The following is a 17,800-nucleotide window of genomic DNA, read 5'->3' as shown; positions in this document are numbered from 1 at the left end:
TGCGCCTACAAGGCGTCGAAATCCGCCCGTGTATCCACGTCACGCAATGCCGCATTTCCGTCCAACACCACGAGTTTTGCTTTGTGCGCTTCGACAATAGCGCGCGCGCCCTGATCCCCTGAAAGGGCAGCGAACTCGACAAGGAGCGGCGCGGGAAACAGGATCGGATGTCCCGCGTGTCCGTCTTCTGTAGCACCGCGCACGATCCGCGCGCCGCCAAAATCGGAAAAGACCCGCAGGAGTTTGGCTATGTCGCCTGCACCTATGTCGGGCATGTCGGCAAGCATCACGAGCAAGCCATCATAGCCTCCGTCGAGTGCCGCGCGCGCAAGCGCTTTCAGGCTGCCAGACATGCCGTTTCTTTCAGGAACCTCGACATGGGGTAGGGGCTCTATAATTGCCCGCCGCCCTGCATGATAGGGCGTATTTCGTGGCGGTAAGGCCACCAAAATATCCAAACCCGCTGCCGCAAAAAGCACGCGGGACAGAAGCGTGTCGCTCCCATCCCGCGCAATTGGCGTTGCCAGTTTGTCAAACCCCGCGCGATGCGCAGCACCCGCCGCAGCAATTCCTGCGAGCACACGCATCACTTACTTCTCTGGCAGAAGACCGCGCGGGCTGAACCGCAGAACCGAGAGCAGGATCACGCCCATCATCAAATGGCGCATATACGCGACACGTTCTAGCATACCTGCCTTAATCGGGCTGTCATCGGCCAGGCCCGAGGTGAGCAGGTTGATGAGCCATGTGCCAATCGGCTCAACCTCTACCCAAAGGAACCAGATGAGCATCCCGCCAAGAACGGCGCCCCAGTTGTTCCCCGATCCGCCAACGATCACCATCACCCAGATGAGGAAGGTATAGCGCAGCGGCTGGTAGGTTGTCGGTGTGAGCTGCCCGTCGAGCGTGGTCATCATCGCGCCCGCAAGACCACAGATCGCGGCCCCTAGAACGAAGATTTGCAGGTGACGGCCCGTGACATCCTTGCCCATGGCTTCGGCGGCGGTCTCGTTGTCGCGAATGGCGCGCATCATGCGGCCCCATGGCGATTTCAGCGCCAGTTCCATAGCCAGAACGATCAGGATGATCACTGCGAGGAATAGCCCCGCGTAGCTTAGCTTGACGAAGATAGAGGACGCCGTGACAGGATCGGCGCCGAAACGTGCGGCAAGCGAGGTAAACCACTCCGCCTGTTGCAGATCGATCTCGTATGGCACGGGGCGTGGCAGACCGTTGACGTTTTTCACGCCACGGGTCAGCCAGTCCTCGTTTTTCATCACTGCGATGATGATCTCGGCAATGCCGAGGGTTGCAATCGCGAGGTAGTCCGAGCGCAGACCAAGTGCGGTCTTGGCCACGATCCACGCGGCCCCCGCAGCCAGAAGTCCGCCCACAGGCCATGCAAGCAATACGGGCAGGTTGGCGCCGCCCAGATACCCCGTTTGCGACGGGTTGATCGCTTCGATGGCTTCTACGGCAGGATCAAAGAGAGCGCGGAAGACAAAGAAGCCGATGATGAGCCACGCGGCGAGAATGATCCCGCGCGCCTTCACGCCTGCGAGTTTCTTCCACAGGACAACCGCACCGACAATCACGCCCAGACCCGCAAGCAGGGCAAAGAGAACCTGCCCGCCGCCTGCCGACCATGCTTCCTTGACAGGTGGCATGGAGGTGAGAACAACGGCTGCGCCGCCAAGTGCGACAAAGCCCATGATACCGACGTTGAACAGGCCCGCGTACCCCCATTGGAGGTTCACGCCGAGCGACATGATCGCGGAGATCAGGCCGAAGTTGAGAATGAACAGCGCCGAGTTCCACGATTGCAGGAAGCCCACAGCGAGGATCAGTGCGGCCATTGCGGCGAAATAGAGAGGTGTGCGCGACATGGTCATACCGATTTCCCCTTAAAGAGACCCGTAGGTTTGAACAGCAACACGATGATCAGGATCGCGAAGGACACGGCGAATTTGTAATCCGTCGAGAGCAGTTGCACGAGCCCGTCAGGAGCCCAGCCTTCGGGGCCGAGGTAAGTGACGACCTTCTTAAAGGCATAGGTCAGTGTCACCTCGGAGAAGGCAATCACGAACCCGCCTGCAATCGCACCCAGTGGATTTCCAAGCCCGCCCACGATGGCCGAGGCGAAGATCGGCAGAAGAAGCTGCATGAATGTGAACGGTTTGAAGCTCTTGTCGAGGCCGTAGAGCGTGCCTGCGATTGCAGCCAGTGCGCCCACGATGATCCATGTTATCATCACCACCCGTTCAGGGTTGATCCCCGAAAGCAGCGCCAAATCCTCGTTATCGGAATAGGCCCGCATGGATTTCCCCGTCCGCGTGCGATTGAGGAAGTAGAAGAGCGCCGCTACGACGATCACGGCTGTGACCAACGTGATGACCTGCGTGGTGCGGATCGCCAGACCTTCGGAAAGCCCCGACCATTCCTTGAAGTTCCGCGCGGTGATGATGAACCGTTCGCCATCGGCGAAGCGGCGGTCATCGGTGCCAACCACCATGCGCACCATGCCGTTCATCACGAACATCACACCCATAGAGACAATCACCAGCATCACGGGGGCCGCTTTGACCCGTCGGTAGAACTGGTAAATCACGCGGTCGGTAAAGAGCGCCAGCAGCGCGGTTGCCACGATCGCGAAGGGCAGGGCGAGAAGTGCTGTTGGCAGTGGCCCCAGCGAGAGGCCCCAGCCCTTAAACAGGTAGGTCAACAAAACCGCGATCATCGTGCCGAAGGCCATCAATTCGCCGTGGGCGAAGTTGGAGAACCGCAGGATGCCGTAGATCAGCGTGACCCCGAGCGCGCCAAGCGCAAGCTGCGCACCATAGGCGGTGGCGGGCACGATCACGAAGTTGGTAAACGCCACAAGGGCATTGAGTAGGTCGATCATATCTGTCCCCTTATCCGCCAAGGAAGGTGCGGCGCACCTCGTCGTCGGCCAGAAGGTTCGCGCCCGTGTCGGTGTAGGCGTTGCGGCCCTGCACAAGCACATAACCCTTGTCGGCAATCTCAAGCGCCTGACGGGCGTTCTGTTCGACCATCAGGATCGAAATCCCTGTGCGGGCCACCTCGATGATGCGGTCGAACAATTCGTCCATAACGATGGGGGAGACCCCCGCCGTCGGCTCGTCGAGCATCAAGAGCTTCGGCTGTGTCATCAATGCGCGGCCCACGGCGACCTGCTGGCGTTGACCGCCCGACAGTTCTCCCGCGTTCTGGTTGCGCTTCTCCTTCACGGCGGGAAACAACTCGTAGACCTGCTCAATTGTTTCCTCGATATCGTCGTTACGGATAAACGCGCCCATCTCAAGGTTCTCGCGCACCGTCATGGTGGGGAAGATGTTGTGGGTTTGCGGGACGAAGCCCATGCCTTTATGCACCCGCTCCTGTGGTGACAGGCCTGTGATGTCCTCACCGTCGAGGTTGATCGTGCCCTGGCGCAGATCGAGCATCCCGAAAACCGCCTTCATCGCGGTGGATTTGCCCGCGCCATTGGGGCCCACGATCACTGCGATCTCGCCCTTTTGAACCGTCAGCGAGCACTCGTGCAGAATATCCGCACCGCCGTAGCCGCCTGTCATGTCATGTGCGTGCAGAAACGTCATGAGGCTTCTCCCGCTACGACTTTGTTCTTCAGGCCTGTGCCGAGATAGGCTTCGATCACACGTTCGTTGGACATGATTTCCGCCGCCGACCCCGTGGCCAGCTCTTTGCCTTCGGCCATAACGATCACGGGATCGCAGAGCCGTTTGATAAATTCCATATCGTGCTCGATCATGCAGAAGGTATATCCGCGCTCCTCATTGAGCCGTTTGATCGCGTCACCGATGGTATAGAGCAGCGTGCGGTTCACGCCCGCGCCGACCTCGTCGAGAAAGACGACCTTGGCATCGACCATCATGGTGCGCCCCAGTTCCAGAAGCTTCTTCTGACCACCCGAAATATTGCCCGCCTTTTCGTCGGCAATGTGGGAAATGGTCAGGAATTCAAGAACTTCGTCGGCTTTCTTGCGAAGTTGCGCCTCTTCCTGCGCGATCTGGCCGCGTTTGAACCATGCGTTCCAGAGCGTCTCGCCCGTCTGTCCGTCAGGGACCATCATCAGGTTTTCGCGCACCGTCATGGTGGAGAACTCATGCGCGATCTGGAAAGTGCGCAGAATACCCTTGTCGAAAAGCTGGTGTGGTTTGAGGCCCGTGATGTCCTGACCTTCGAACAACACCTGACCACTGGTTGGTGTCAGCACACCCGCAATACAGTTGAATAGCGACGTTTTCCCCGCCCCGTTGGGACCGATCAATCCTGTGATCGACCCTTGCTCGATGGTGAGGCTTGCCCCGTCCACCGCGCGGAAACCGCCGAAATGCATGTGCAAATCACGCACTTCGATCATTGTCTCACCCCCGATTTGTCATCTGGCCCCGCTTAGGCGGGTGCCTGTGGTCGCGATTTTACGACCCTTTTATTGAGACCGGCCCGAAGGTTTCCCTCGGGCCGGACAAAGTTCTAAGCGCTAAGTCTTAGCGATAACCCACAGTGACCTGCTTGCCACCTTCGGTCTTGATCACGCGGTAGGAGCCAGCGGCCTCACCGGGTTCGATCAACTCCAGAGCGGAGCCGCCGACGTAGTCAACCTCGCCACCAGACGCGATGATTTCGAGCGCTTTTTCAAGCTCGCCAGGGTAGATCTTTTCACCCGGAGCGTTGGCAACATCCATGATGTGATCTTTGTAGACCTGCGGATCGGTGGAACCTGCGGCCTGCATAGCGAGTGCCATTACAGCGCCCGTGTCATAGGATTCAGCCGCGTAGGGTGCGAGACCTTGGTAGCCGTTGGCTTCGCCAATCGCGATAAGAGCTTCGCCTTGGGGATTGTCTGCACCAGGAACCTGACCCATTGTGCCATCGATCTCGTCGCCGAATGCCTCTTCGATCGTTTCACCGATCATAGCGTCGGGGAGGTGGAAGCGGTCGAATGCGCCCGTGTCGAGAGCGGCGCGGATGATCCCTTGGCCACCTTGGTCGAGATAACCGACAACAACGAGGAGGTCGCCACCCGCGGATGCAAGCGCACCAACTTCAGCGGAGTAGTCGGCTTTGCCGTCTTCGTGCGCTGCGTTGATCGTGACCGTGCCACCCATTTCGGTGAAGGAACCTTCGAACGCGTCGGCGAGACCTTTACCGTAGTCGTTGTTCGTGTAGGTCACAGCAACGGTTTCCACGCCTTCTTCCATCAGGATTTCAGCCATGATCTGACCCTGACGTGCGTCAGAGGGGGATGCGCGGAAGAACAGGCCGTTGTCTTCAACCGTGGTCAAAGAGGGCGAGGTCGCGGAGGGCGAGAACTGAACCATGCCGTTGGGCACGGCAACGTTCTGCAGGATCGCGCCGGTTGCGCCGGAGCACAGTGCGCCGATGATGCCCGACACGCCGTCTGCGGTAATCATGCGCTCGGCAACGGAGGTTGCGACAGCCGCGTCGGTACAGGTCGAGTCACCGCGGATGGTGGAGATGGTCGTGCCGTCGAGGAATTTACCGCTTTCGGAAACTTCCTTCAGCGCAGCCTCGGCGCCAGATGCCATATCTTCGGCCAGAGATTCAGCAGGTCCGGTGAAGCCCAGCAAGATGCCGATTTTGATCTCTTCGGCGCTCACGGCACCAGCGATAAGGGTTGAGGCCGCAGTGGCCATCAAGAATTTTTTCATTTGGTATCACTCCCAGTTGGATCGTTTGATCGGGTCGGAGCCTAGACGTGCTTTTACCGATTGGAAAGATATTGCCATTCATTTCCCCGTAAATTTGTCCATTTTTCGAGCAATTACACCGTACGAGCGTGTTGGGAAGGCGCTTGGCCGATCAAGTTCATCAAAATCTGCGAACCGAAGCAGGGCTGCTTTCCGCAAATCTGCACAGGCTGAAGAGCGCGTGGGGCCCATGCCTCGGAAGGAGGCGCGCCAAGAGAGTCAGTTTACGTGGCGTTAGGTGCCTACCGTTTTCCTGCGTCCTTTTTCGCAACTGCGCAACAATGCACCCGTTGCACCCCTTTTGCGCGACATTTTCACACTGTTTCGGGTTTTCATGAGGGTCTGCGCACCCTATAAGCTCGTGAAACCATCGCGCCCACTGGGGGTGTGATGGAGGGCCCTTTGAACTTTCGGAGTACAGACAATGACGGATTGGGTGAAAACCGCATGGCGCAACAAACCGCGTGTGCAGATGCCCGACTATACGGACGCGCGCGCGCTGAACGCTGTTGAGGCGCAGTTGGCCAAGTATCCGCCGCTGGTCTTTGCTGGCGAGGTTCGCACGCTCAAGAATGATCTGGCCGCTGCTTCGCGTGGCGAAGCGTTCCTGTTGCAGGGCGGCGATTGTGCCGAGAGCTTTGCCGAATTCGGGGCCGACACCATTCGCGACACCTTTAAGGTGATGCTGCAAATGGCCATGGTTCTGACCTTTGGTGCGAAGGTGCCCGTGATCAAGGTGGGCCGCATGGCGGGGCAATTCGCCAAACCACGCTCGGCGCCGACCGAGACCGTGAACGGCGTCGAACTGCCCAGCTACCGTGGTGACATCATCAACGGTTTCGAGTTTGACGAGGCTTCCCGTGTACCCGACCCCAAGCGGATGTTGCAGGCCTATACGCAGGCCGCAGCCTCGCTCAACCTGCTTCGTGCCTTCTCCAAGGGCGGTTTTGCCGACATTCATCGCGTCCACCAGTGGACCCTCGGGTTTACCGAGAGCGACGAGGCCGAGAAATACCGCGACATGGCGAACCGCATTCAGGATGCGCTCGACTTCATGAAAGCAGCGGGGATGACGTCGGAGAACAACCACGATCTTCACACCGTGGACTTTTATACGTCGCATGAGGCGCTGCTGCTTGAATACGAAGAGGCGCTGACCCGTTTGGACAGCACAACAGGTGCAACGATTGCAGGGTCGGGTCACATGATCTGGATCGGCGACCGTACCCGTCAGCCCGACGGCGCGCATGTCGAATACTGCCGTGGCGTGGCCAACCCCATCGGTCTGAAGTGCGGCCCGACCACGACCGCCGAAGACCTCAAGGTGCTGATGGCGAAACTGAACCCCGAGAACGAAGAGGGGCGTCTGACCCTGATCGCGCGCTTCGGGGCGGGCAACGTGGAAGAACACCTGCCACGTCTTGTGAAGACCGTTAAGGAAGAGGGGGCTAACGTTGTGTGGTCCTGTGATCCGATGCACGGCAACACGGTCAAATCGGCTTCGGGCTACAAAACCCGTCCCTTCGACAATGTGCTCAAAGAAGTGCAGGAATTCTTCGCGATCCACCGCTCCGAGAGCACCATCCCCGGCGGTGTGCATTTCGAGATGACGGGTCAGGATGTGACCGAATGCACGGGCGGCGTGCGGGCTGTGACCGACGAGAACCTCGCCGATCGCTACCACACTGCCTGCGACCCGCGCCTCAACGCCTCGCAATCGCTGGAGCTTGCCTTCCTTGTGGCCGAAGAGCTGCAAAAGGGCGACACGGGCAAAGCTATGGCCGCCACAGCGTAAACTGGCGACAACTGACTATGCGAAAGGCCGCTCCTTTGGGGCGGCCTTTTTCGTTGGTTTATCTGGACGTATGTCTGAGGGTGGTCCGTCAGGCGTCGTTATCGGCAACCAGACGCAGGAAAGGCACGCGGGGTTTGTCCTGCGTGTCCCCTTTGTTTGCCGATGCGCCCTCGGTTTTGGCCGGTGCTGTCTCGACGGGCATCTTCGGCAGATCCACGCGCACGGGCGGCAGATCGGCGGGGAACAGCTCGTCGGTCAGAAGCGGGCGGGTGCCGACCTCAAGGATATCGAAGCGGCGCGGCTGGCGTCCAATCTCTCCTTTTGCCTGGAGGCAGCCAAGAACGCGGTTCACATCGCCAAAGTCGGATTTCAGCGGGCAGAGTAGGAGTTTCGCCTCCAATGGCGCACGCCCGATGCCGCGCGCCGATTTGAGCGTGAGCGTCGTGACCTGCGGTGTCTGGCATACGGCTTCGAGAACTTCCGACATCTGCTTGCGCGCCTCGGGCAGAAGCATCGCCGTAAGGGGCATACCCCGCACCTCCATGCCCATCAGATCGGTGAGATGCATCCCCGCAAGACGGAAGCGCGCCACGCCAGGGGCGATACGTTCGAGGATGAAGGCATATTCCAACGCATTTTGCATTCCACGCGGGTCGATTTCGGCGCGCGAGGGAACAGGGCGACCATTGCGCAGCCTTTCCCAATAGGCTTCCACCTCTTTGATCGCGGAAAACTGCTGCTCTGCGCGGCGGGGCATGAGTGAAACGACATTGCTTCCGTTAAGGTAGTCGATGGTCATGGCGTAGTCCGTTTCGTGTCCTTGGGGCGTGGCCCGTTGTCTCGCGTGGTTGTCTCAATAGTGTGGCGCGCGGCCTTTGCGGGTGCTTTTGCGCGCGAACCTGCCGTGTTGGCTTGAGCGGGAATTTGCCACGACTTTGCCCAATTTGGAGGAAAAACCTAACAATTGGTTAACATAGGGCCGTGCAAGTGAGTTGCCAGACTTCTGATTGTTGAAGGCACGGAACGTCAGACGCGCGGATTTGGGGTGTCGTTGTCGCGCTTTATCAAGTTTAGATAATTTGTTCCGACGCCCGTGCGATCTTACGCATTAGGCATCGATACACGTCACAATTGTGCCCCAATCACAGGTTTCGCGCACGTTTAAGTCGAACCAATCGTGCCAAATGCGCCTCAATTGTGACCTGCGTCAGCGCCAACGGATTTGGGATGGAAAGCGCTTTGGCCACAATTCGATCACATTTGGCGCGTCTTGGGTTGCGGGAGCAGGGCAACACAACGCGCGCGCCGCGATATGGCCAAGCGCGGTGCGGCCCGTTATAGGGGGAAGCAAGACTTTCCAAAGGGAGCGCGCCGCCATGGCCCCATCGTCCTCTTCACCCACAACCCCATCTCCAAACGACCGTCGACGCGGGTTGCTCGTGATCCTGTCTTCCCCGTCAGGGGCGGGGAAATCAACGCTGGCGCGGCGGTTGATGGAATGGGACGAAACGCTGTCCTTCTCGGTCTCGGCCACCACCCGCGCGCCGCGCGAGGGTGAAGTCGACGGCACGCATTATCATTTCGTGGCCGAACACGATTTCAAACATATGGTCGGGCAGGGCGAAATGCTCGAACATGCGCAGGTCTTCGGCAATTACTACGGCTCGCCCGCCGCGCCCGTGCGCAAGGCCATCGAAAGCGGTTGTGACGTGTTGTTTGATGTGGACTGGCAGGGCGCACAGCAAATCGCCAATTCGACGCTCAGTGACCATGTGTTGTCCATCTTCGTCCTGCCACCCTCGATCAAGGAGTTGCGCCGCCGCCTTGAAACGCGCGGGCAGGACAGCGACGAGGTGATCGAGAAGAGGATGCGGCAAAGCTGGGACGAGATCAGCCATTGGGCAGGTTACGACTACGTGTTGGTCAACGACAATCTCGACCACTCTTTTGAGCGGCTCAAGACCATCATCTCCGCCGAACGCCTGCGCCGCAAACAGCAACCAGGACTGCTCGACTTCGTGCGCGGGCTACAGGCGGAATTCGAGGAGGCAGAAACATGACACTTTACACGCTCAACGGCCACACACCCGTGCTACCCGAAAACGGTGACTACTGGGTTGCCCCCGATGCCAATGTGATCGGCACGGTGATCCTGCGCGCAGGGTCAAGCATCTGGTTCGGCGCCACGCTGCGCGGTGACAACGAGGCGATTGATATCGGCGAGGGATCAAATGTGCAGGAGAACTGCGTGATGCACACCGATATGGGCTATCCGCTCACCATCGGCGCGGGCTGCACCATTGGGCACAAGGCGATGCTCCACGGCTGCACCATTGGAGACAACAGCCTCATCGGCATGGGTGCGACGGTGCTCAACGGCGCGAAGATCGGGAAGAACTGCTTGATCGGGGCAGGGGCCTTGATCACCGAAGGTAAGGAGATCCCCGACGGATCGCTTGTTATGGGGATGCCAGGTAAGGTGGTGCGGGACCTCACCGAAGACCAGATCGCGGGCCTGCGCGGCTCCGCGCGTCATTATCAGGAGCGCGCCCGCCTGTTCCGTGATACGCTCGTTCCCGTGAAAGACTGAGCGCACGTCATGATGGTGTTACGCAAAGAGCGCATGGTCCTCGGCAATCCCGCGAGGTTCGTTCCATGCATACCATGCACCCCATGCTGCCCTTTGACATGACCCAGACCCGTCTTGTCACCGAATTTGCCGCGTCTCTTCCTTTTCCCGTCATCGTGGTCGGAAGTGACGAACGTGTTTTGGCCTGCAACGGTCAGGCCGCGCGGATGTTTGGTGAGAACGTGGTTGGGCGCCACTATGTCACCGTCTTGCGGCAACCGATGCTGCTTGACGCCATCGAGACCGTCTTGCGCCTCTCCGAGCCGGCCCGCGCGCTTTATCGTCTGACCGAGGCGGGGCGCGACCTTCAGTATAATGTCCACGCGCGTCCCGTGGTGGTCGATGATTTCGCTTGTGTCACCGTTGCCTTCGAGGATCGCACAGAGGTCGAGGAAGCAGGACAGATGCGGCGCGACTTCGTGGCCAATGTCTCCCACGAGTTGCGCACGCCGCTTACGGCGGTGTTGGGTTTCATCGAGACCTTGATGGGCCCTGCATCCGATGATGCCGAGGCGCGCAAGCGGTTCCTTGGCATCATGGATCGTGAGGCGAAACGGATGAACCGCATCGTGGGCGATCTGTTGTCCCTGAGCCGCGTTGAGGCCGAACGCCGCGTGCGACCCAAGGAGACCATCGACGTCTGTGCCCTTGTCCGCTCCGTGGCGGTGGCGCTCAAACCCGTGGCCAAGGCGCGCGGTGTTACCATCACGCTCGACGGGGTTGAAGAGGCGGCCGAATTGCGCGGCGACCGCGATCAACTCACACAGGTATTCACCAACCTCATAGAGAACGCGATCAAATATGGCGGTGCGGATCACGAGGTTTCCGTTTGCGTTACAGCTCACGCACAGGAGCCGACCCTGCGCGGTGCGGCGCTGCGGATCGACGTGGCCGATCAGGGGGACGGAATACCTCCCGAACATATCCCGCGACTCACCGAACGGTTTTACCGCGTTGATTCCCACAGAAGCCGCGAAATGGGTGGCACGGGGCTCGGGCTGGCGATTGTAAAACACATTATCAATCGGCACCGTGGACGTCTGAGAGTGGAAAGCCATCTTGGACAGGGAAGCTGTTTTTCGGTGATTTTGCCCTACGATTAAGGGCTTATGCCCGTTTTATTGGGGTTTCCAGCGTCATCGCTCCCACAAACCTATTCGCGCAGACGAGAAAAGCCGTCACACCCGCGGTGCGGCTTTTGTCATATTTCTTCGCCTCAGAGCGCCCGCGTCATGAAACTGTTACAGAACTTACACAAAAGCATTGCTCAACACCCTTAGGTGTCACGGCGAGGGGGCGCAGACCTGCTCCCCGAACCGAGACAATTAGGAGCTCATTGATGTCTTTTGTGAAACTGACCGCTTCCGCGATCGCAATCGCCGCCGTATCCGCATCCGCTGCTTCCGCACGCGATCAGGTGCAGATCGCTGGTTCTTCCACCGTTCTTCCCTATGCCTCCATCGTGGCTGAAGCCTTCGGCGAGAACTTCGACTTCCCGACACCCGTCGTTGAATCGGGCGGCTCCTCGGCTGGTCTCAAACGCTTCTGCGAAGGTGTGGGCGAAAACACCATCGACATCGCCAACGCCTCGCGCGCTATCCGTGAAAGAGAAATCGTGGCCTGTGCCGAAGCTGGCGTGAACGATATCATCGAAGTGCGCATCGGCTATGATGGCATCGTCTTTGCCTCGCAACTCGACGGCCCTGCCTACAATGCCTTCACGCCCTCCGACATCTTCAACGCGCTTGCGCCGAAGGTTGTGGTTGACGGCGCTCTTGTCGACAACCCGTTCCAGCAATGGTCCGACTTCAACGCCGACCTTCCCGCTGAAGACATCCTTGCCTTCATCCCCGGCACGAAGCACGGCACCCGCGAAGTGTTCGAGGAAAAAGTGATCGCTGCTGGCTGTGAAGCCACGGGCGCAATGGACGCCATGATCGCTGGCGGCATGTCCGAGGATGACGCCGAGGACGCATGTATCGCTGTGCGCACCGACGGCAAGTCCATCGACATCGATGGCGACTACACCGAAACGCTGGCCTCCATCGAAGCCAACACAAACGCCATCGGCGTCTTCGGCCTGTCGTTTTACGAGAACAACACCGACAAGCTGAAAACCGCGACCGTGTCGGGCGTTGAAGCCACCACCGAGACCATCGCATCGGGTGAATACCCCGTGTCTCGTCCGCTCTTCTTCTACATCAAGAAGGCGCACATCGGCGTCATCCCTGGTGTGAAAGAATTCGCTGAGTTCTTCGTTTCGGACGAGATCGCAGGCCCCGATGGCCCGCTCGCTGAATACGGCCTCGTCTCCGACCCCGAACTTGCCGACACGCAAGCTACCGTGGCCGACGAAGTGACGATGAACTAAGATCGGGCCAGATGGCCTGACCATGAACAAGGGCGGCGCGGTCATGGATCGCGCCGCTTATCTCCCCAAAAGACACCATACGCGGGGACGGTGTCCCAAGGGCCGACCTCTCCCCCGCACAGGATAAATGGAGCGCCCATGTCTGCCTTCTGGCTATTGATCCTCGTCCTTGCGCTGGCCACTGCGGGCTATGTCCTTGGTCGTGCCCGCGCGATGCGGGACGCAGATGGCGATGCGCGCCTTCTGCATTCGCTCCCCAATTATTACGGCGCCAACGTTGCGCTTTCGACGCTGATCCCGGGGCTCTTTGTTCTCGCCGCAGGGCTTATTTTGCAGCCCTTCGTGATCCAGATGCAGATCACCGACCAGATCCCCGTTGCGCAATTCGATGACGCAGGTGCGCTCAACCTGATCATGTCCGATGTCCGCCGCGTGGCCGATGGTCTCGATACGGCTGTCGCGCAGGGAGCATTGACGCAGGAGGCTGCAAGCGCACTGAGCGCCGATGACGATATTCGCGGGCTGCTTGGCACCGTTGGTGTGGCCATTGGCGCCGATGTTCAGCCCTATGTCCTCGCTGCGGCCCAGAGTTTCCGCGCCATGTCGCACACGGGCGACTGGCTTGTCACCGCGCTCACGCTGATCGCCGCCGCAAGCGGCTTTGCTGTTGCCCTGCGCAACACGCACAAGGAGGCCCGCGCGCGTAACAGCGTCGAGAAGGTCTTCCGCGCGTTGCTTTTCTCGGCGGCGCTCGTCGCGGTCCTGACCACGCTCGGTATCGTCTTCTCGCTGATCTTCAACACCATCGAGTTCTTCAAGCTCTACCCTGCGGCTGATTTCTTCTTCGGCACCACATGGGCACCGTCCTTTGGCGGCGGCTCGGAACTGGGTGTTCTGCCGCTCTTCTGGGGCACCTTCTACATTTCGCTCATCGCGCTGTTGGTCGCTGTGCCCATCGGGCTCTTCGCCGCCATCTACCTCTCCGAATACGCAGGGCCGAAAACCCGCGCCATCGCCAAGCCACTACTCGAAGTGCTCGCGGGTATCCCTACCATCGTCTACGGTCTCTTTGCTCTTCTGACCGTCGGCCCGATGCTGGTTGGTATCTTCGGCAACGGCGGTGCGCTCGGTGTGGATTGGATGTCGGGTGGGCGTGCGGTGATCACGGCGGGTCTTGTAATGGGGGTTATGCTCATTCCTTTCGTCTCCTCGCTTTCCGACGACATCATCAATTCGGTGCCCCAAGCAATGCGCGATGGCTCCCTCGGCCTTGGTGCCACGCCCTCCGAGACCATCAAACAGGTCGTCCTTCCTGCCGCTCTTCCAGGGATCGTGGGGGCGGTCCTTCTGGCCGCATCGCGTGCCATTGGCGAGACCATGATCGTGGTTCTGGGGGCAGGGGCCGCAGCCCAGCTTGACCTTAATCCTTTCGAAGCGATGACCACCGTGACCACGCGAATTGTCTCGCAGCTTACGGGGGACGCGGATTTCTCCTCGCCCGAAGCCCTCGTCGCCTTTGCCCTTGGCATGACGCTCTTTGTCATCACCTTGGGTCTCAACGTCCTCGCGCTCGCCATCGTGCGCAAATATCGGGAGCAGTATGACTAATGTCCGACGCAACTGCATATAACGACGGCGCGCCCGCGGCCTCTTCACTGTTTGACAAGAGCAAGCGGACCAAGCGCCGCAACGCTTCCGAAGCGCGGTTCAAAGCCTACGGGATTGCCGCAATCGCCATCGGCCTTGTCTTTCTCGCGGTCCTGCTGACTTCCATCGTCAACAACGGTCTTCCTGCCTTCAAACAGACCTTCGTGACGCTTCCCGTGGAATTGCCCGAAGACAAGCTCGACAAGTCGGGGACGCGAGATCTTGAGGTTATGTCCAAGGTCTCGACCTTCGGGTACAAGCCTCTGGTTCAGGACGCTCTGGTGGCTGCACTTGAAACGCATGGGATCGGCAATCCCTATGCCAAGGCAAAAGACCTCGCAAAGATCATGTCCGCCTCCGCCCCCGCCCAACTGCGCGATGCCGTGTTGGACAATCCCGATCTGGTCGGGCAAACCGTCACCTTCCGCCTGCTCGCCTCCTCGCGCGTCGATGGCTACTTCAAGGGGCGCGTATTTCCCGAAGACCTCGCCCGCGACAAGAACCTCGATGCCGAGCACCTTGTCATTGCCGATCAACTGGTCGAGGCGGGGCTGATGGAAACCACGTTTAACGCCGATTTCATCCTCGGTGCGGACGCCTCGGAAAGCCGTCCCGAACAGGCGGGGATCGGTGTGTCGATGGTTGGCTCCTTCTTCATGATGCTGGTGGTGTTGGGCCTTGCGCTGCCCATCGGTGTGGCCGCCTCGATCTACCTTGAGGAATTTGCGCCGCAGAACCGCTGGACCGATCTGATCGAGGTGAATATCTCCAACCTCGCCGCCGTGCCCTCCATCGTCTTCGGTATTCTTGGGCTTGCGGTGTTCATCCAATACGCACACCTGCCGCAATCAGCGCCGCTGGTGGGTGGTCTGGTGCTGACACTCATGACGCTGCCTACGATCATTATTTCGACCCGCGCCTCGCTCAAAGCCGTGCCGCCCTCGATCCGTGATGCGGCTCTCGGTATCGGTGCGTCGAAGATGCAGTCGGTCTTCCATCACGTCCTGCCGCTCGCCATGCCAGGTATCCTGACAGGGACTATCATTGGTCTGGCGCAGGCATTGGGTGAAACCGCACCGCTCCTCCTGATCGGTATGGTCGGCTACATCGCCTCCAACATGCCCGACGGTATCGCCTCGGGTTTCATTGATCCCAACTCCGCCATGCCCGCCCAAATCTACGAATGGGCAAAACGCGCCGATCCCGCGTACTATGAACGCGCGTGGGGCGGGATCATCATCCTGCTGGTCTTCCTGATGACGATGAACATCATCGCCGTCATCCTGCGCCGACGCTTTGAACGGCGCTGGTAACGAGGTTCCCCATGAACGATATGCGACACATCAAGAGAGACGTTGACATGAACGACACGAAAATCTCCGCTAAGGGCGTTCAGGTCCACTACGGCGACACCCATGCGATCAAGGATGTCAACGTCGAGATCAAGGACAAGACGGTCACGGCCTTTATCGGCCCGTCGGGCTGTGGCAAGTCCACCTTCCTGCGCTGTCTCAACCGTATGAACGACACCATCGACATCTGCCGCGTCGATGGGGAGATCCTGCTCGATAACGAGGACATCTACGACAAGCGCGTTGATCCCGTGCAACTGCGCGCCAAGGTGGGGATGGTCTTTCAAAAGCCCAACCCGTTTCCCAAGTCGATCTACGACAACATCGCCTATGGCCCGCGCATTCACGGACTGGCGCGCAACAAGGCCGATCTAGACGAGATCGTCGAGAAATCCCTGCGTCGCGGGGCGATCTGGGACGAGGTGAAGGACCGCCTTCACGCACCTGGAACGGGACTGTCGGGTGGCCAGCAGCAACGCCTGTGTATCGCGCGTGCTATTGCGACCGAACCCGAAGTGCTGCTCATGGATGAGCCGTGTTCCGCGCTTGACCCGATTGCTACCGCGCAGGTCGAGGAGCTGATCGACGAATTGCGCGAGAACTACTCGGTGGTCATCGTGACCCACTCGATGCAACAGGCCGCCCGCGTGAGCCAGAAAACCGCCTTCTTCCACCTCGGCAATCTTGTGGAATACGACGACACAACGGCGATCTTCACCAACCCGCAAGACAGCCGCACCGAATCCTATATCACTGGCCGTATCGGCTAAGGGAGACGAGACAGATGATGAATGAAGAAAAGCATATCGCCTCCGCCTTCGATCGCGACCTCGAAGCCATTCAGGCGCTCATCATGAAGATGGGTGGGCTGGTTGAGGAGAACCTCACCAATGCCGCACGTGCCCTTGAGGACCGCGACACCGAACTGGCCGAAAAAGTCCGGGCCGCCGATAAGGTGATCGACAAGCTCGAAGAAGAGGTCAACGAGGAGGCCGCGCGCCTCATCGCGTTGCGTTCGCCCACGGCGGGAGATCTGCGCACCGTGCTGACGGTGATGAAAATCGCGACCAATCTGGAGCGCTGCGGCGATTATGCCAAGAACCTCGCCAAGCGGACGGGCGTTCTGGCCGAGATGAACCCGATCGAAGGGGCAGGGGCGTCCCTGCGCCGCATGGCCCGCGAGGTCGAGGAAATGCTGCGTCTGGCCCTTGATGCCTACCTGCGCCGCGATGCCGAATTGGCCGAGACCGTGCGTCATCGCGATCTTGACGTTGACCAGATGTATAACGGGCTGTTCCGCGAATTTCTCACCTTCATGATGGAAGACCCGCGCCACATCACCGCCTGTATGCACCTGCATTTTATCGCCAAGAACATCGAGCGCATGGGCGACCACGCCACCTCCATTGCCGAGCAGGTGATCTACCTCGTCACGGGTGAACTGCCCGAAGAACCGCGCCCGAAAGGCGACCTGACATCGCGTCAGGATCTTGGACCGGAGCTTGAGCAATGAACGTGGCCGCTCCACGGGTTCTGGTCGTCGAGGACGAACCCGCACAACGCGAGGTTCTCTCCTACAACCTCGAAGCCGAAGGCTTTGCCGTTTCGCGTGCCGAGGATGGTGACGAGGCATTGCTGTGCGTGGATGAGGACCAGCCTGACATCATCGTGCTGGATTGGATGCTGCCTGGCGTGTCGGGGATCGAGATTTGCCGCCGCCTGAAAATGCGAGCAGAGACCCGCAACATTCCGATCATCATGCTGTCGGCCCGATCCGAAGAGGTCGACCGTGTGCGCGGGCTGGAGACTGGGGCGGATGATTATATCGTCAAACCCTATTCGGTCCTTGAACTCATGGCCCGTGTGCGCACCCAGTTGCGCCGCGTAAGACCCGCCGCAAGCGGTCAGGTGCTCGAATTTGACGACATCAAACTGGACGCTGAAACGCACCGCGTCACCCGCGGCGAACACTCCCTAAAGCTCGGGCCGACGGAATTCCGCCTGCTGTCGACCTTCATGGAGAAACCGGGTCGTGTGTGGTCACGTGAGCAATTGCTTGATCGTGTCTGGGGCCGCGATATCTACGTGGACACTCGCACCGTCGACGTTCACATCGGGCGATTGCGCAAGGCCCTGTGCCAGCACGGTGGAGGCGATCCCGTGCGCACGGTGCGCGGCGCGGGCTACGCTCTGGGCTAGGTAAACACCCCGTAAATGACGAAAACAGGGCGCCTCTGACGCCCTGTTTGCTGT

At 59.6% G+C, this 17,800-nt stretch carries 17 protein-coding genes; 10 read left to right on the top strand and 7 right to left on the bottom strand.

Features of this window, described 5'->3' with window-relative positions; genetic code table 11:
- Positions 1-5: 5 nt before the first annotated feature.
- The 6 genes from ACN0SC_RS06340 to ACN0SC_RS06315 form a co-directional block, all read right to left on the bottom strand.
- Positions 6-587 carry a nucleotidyltransferase family protein gene (locus ACN0SC_RS06340; RefSeq protein WP_417248815.1) on the bottom strand — a complete coding sequence of 194 codons (582 nt, stop codon included), beginning with the start codon at positions 585-587 and terminating at the stop codon, positions 6-8.
- A gap of 3 nt (positions 588-590) precedes the next feature.
- Positions 591-1,892: a branched-chain amino acid ABC transporter permease gene (locus ACN0SC_RS06335; protein WP_417248814.1), complete on the bottom strand. Its 1,302-nt coding sequence runs from the start codon at positions 1,890-1,892 to the stop codon at positions 591-593.
- Positions 1,889-2,899 carry a branched-chain amino acid ABC transporter permease gene (locus ACN0SC_RS06330; RefSeq protein WP_417248958.1) on the bottom strand — a complete coding sequence of 337 codons (1,011 nt, stop codon included), beginning with the start codon at positions 2,897-2,899 and terminating at the stop codon, positions 1,889-1,891. The genes ACN0SC_RS06335 and ACN0SC_RS06330 overlap by 4 nt, the downstream gene beginning before the upstream one ends.
- A 13-nt stretch (positions 2,900-2,912) precedes the next feature.
- Positions 2,913-3,617, bottom strand: coding sequence for an ABC transporter ATP-binding protein (locus ACN0SC_RS06325; protein WP_417248813.1), 705 nt, complete (start codon positions 3,615-3,617; stop codon positions 2,913-2,915).
- Positions 3,614-4,402: an ABC transporter ATP-binding protein gene (locus ACN0SC_RS06320; RefSeq protein ID WP_417248812.1), complete on the bottom strand. Its 789-nt coding sequence runs from the start codon at positions 4,400-4,402 to the stop codon at positions 3,614-3,616. Before ACN0SC_RS06320 ends, ACN0SC_RS06325 begins: the two co-directional genes overlap by 4 nt.
- Before the next feature lie 127 nt (positions 4,403-4,529).
- On the bottom strand, positions 4,530-5,714 hold the full coding sequence (locus ACN0SC_RS06315; protein WP_417248811.1) for an ABC transporter substrate-binding protein: 1,185 nt from the start codon (positions 5,712-5,714) through the stop codon (positions 4,530-4,532).
- Between the two features lie 463 nt (positions 5,715-6,177).
- Between ACN0SC_RS06315 and ACN0SC_RS06310 the strand changes: the two genes are divergently transcribed.
- Positions 6,178-7,548, top strand: coding sequence for a class II 3-deoxy-7-phosphoheptulonate synthase (locus ACN0SC_RS06310; RefSeq protein WP_417248810.1), 1,371 nt, complete (start codon positions 6,178-6,180; stop codon positions 7,546-7,548).
- An 88-nt stretch (positions 7,549-7,636) separates the two neighbouring features.
- Here the strand turns inward: ACN0SC_RS06310 and ACN0SC_RS06305 are convergent, their stop codons facing one another.
- Entirely contained in the window at positions 7,637-8,347 is a 711-nt protein-coding gene (locus ACN0SC_RS06305) for a PAS domain-containing protein (protein WP_417248809.1), read from the bottom strand.
- 577 nt (positions 8,348-8,924) lie between these two features.
- Here ACN0SC_RS06305 and gmk point away from each other — a divergent pair.
- The 9 genes from gmk to phoB all read left to right on the top strand — a co-directional run bounded on the left by gmk (position 8,925) and on the right by phoB (position 17,746).
- Positions 8,925-9,608: a guanylate kinase gene (gene gmk / locus ACN0SC_RS06300; protein WP_417248808.1), complete on the top strand. Its 684-nt coding sequence runs from the start codon at positions 8,925-8,927 to the stop codon at positions 9,606-9,608.
- Positions 9,605-10,138 carry a gamma carbonic anhydrase family protein gene (locus ACN0SC_RS06295; protein WP_417248807.1) on the top strand — a complete coding sequence of 178 codons (534 nt, stop codon included), beginning with the start codon at positions 9,605-9,607 and terminating at the stop codon, positions 10,136-10,138. Before gmk ends, ACN0SC_RS06295 begins: the two co-directional genes overlap by 4 nt.
- A gap of 74 nt (positions 10,139-10,212) precedes the next feature.
- Positions 10,213-11,280 carry an ATP-binding protein gene (locus ACN0SC_RS06290; RefSeq protein ID WP_417248957.1) on the top strand — a complete coding sequence of 356 codons (1,068 nt, stop codon included), beginning with the start codon at positions 10,213-10,215 and terminating at the stop codon, positions 11,278-11,280.
- 236 nt (positions 11,281-11,516) lie between these two features.
- Positions 11,517-12,548 carry a substrate-binding domain-containing protein gene (locus ACN0SC_RS06285; protein WP_417248806.1) on the top strand — a complete coding sequence of 344 codons (1,032 nt, stop codon included), beginning with the start codon at positions 11,517-11,519 and terminating at the stop codon, positions 12,546-12,548.
- Between the two features lie 138 nt (positions 12,549-12,686).
- Positions 12,687-14,156: a phosphate ABC transporter permease subunit PstC gene (gene pstC, locus ACN0SC_RS06280; protein WP_417248805.1), complete on the top strand. Its 1,470-nt coding sequence runs from the start codon at positions 12,687-12,689 to the stop codon at positions 14,154-14,156.
- On the top strand, positions 14,156-15,508 hold the full coding sequence (pstA, locus tag ACN0SC_RS06275; protein WP_417248804.1) for a phosphate ABC transporter permease PstA: 1,353 nt from the start codon (positions 14,156-14,158) through the stop codon (positions 15,506-15,508). The genes pstC and pstA overlap by 1 nt, the downstream gene beginning before the upstream one ends.
- 11 nt (positions 15,509-15,519) lie before the next feature.
- Positions 15,520-16,317, top strand: a complete 798-nt coding sequence (gene pstB, locus ACN0SC_RS06270) for a phosphate ABC transporter ATP-binding protein PstB (protein ID WP_417248803.1) — start codon at positions 15,520-15,522, stop codon at positions 16,315-16,317.
- A gap of 17 nt (positions 16,318-16,334) precedes the next feature.
- Entirely contained in the window at positions 16,335-17,060 is a 726-nt protein-coding gene (phoU, locus tag ACN0SC_RS06265; RefSeq protein ID WP_417248956.1) for a phosphate signaling complex protein PhoU, read from the top strand.
- A complete protein-coding gene (gene phoB / locus ACN0SC_RS06260) occupies positions 17,057-17,746 on the top strand; it encodes a phosphate regulon transcriptional regulator PhoB (RefSeq protein WP_417248802.1) in 690 nt (229 codons plus the stop codon). The genes phoU and phoB overlap by 4 nt, the downstream gene beginning before the upstream one ends.
- Positions 17,747-17,800 lie beyond the last annotated feature (54 nt).

Origin of the sequence: Celeribacter sp. (genome assembly GCF_048261515.1) — a bacterium.
Classification (GTDB): domain Bacteria; phylum Pseudomonadota; class Alphaproteobacteria; order Rhodobacterales; family Rhodobacteraceae; genus Celeribacter.
This window is presented reverse-complemented; position numbering and strand designations above follow the sequence as displayed.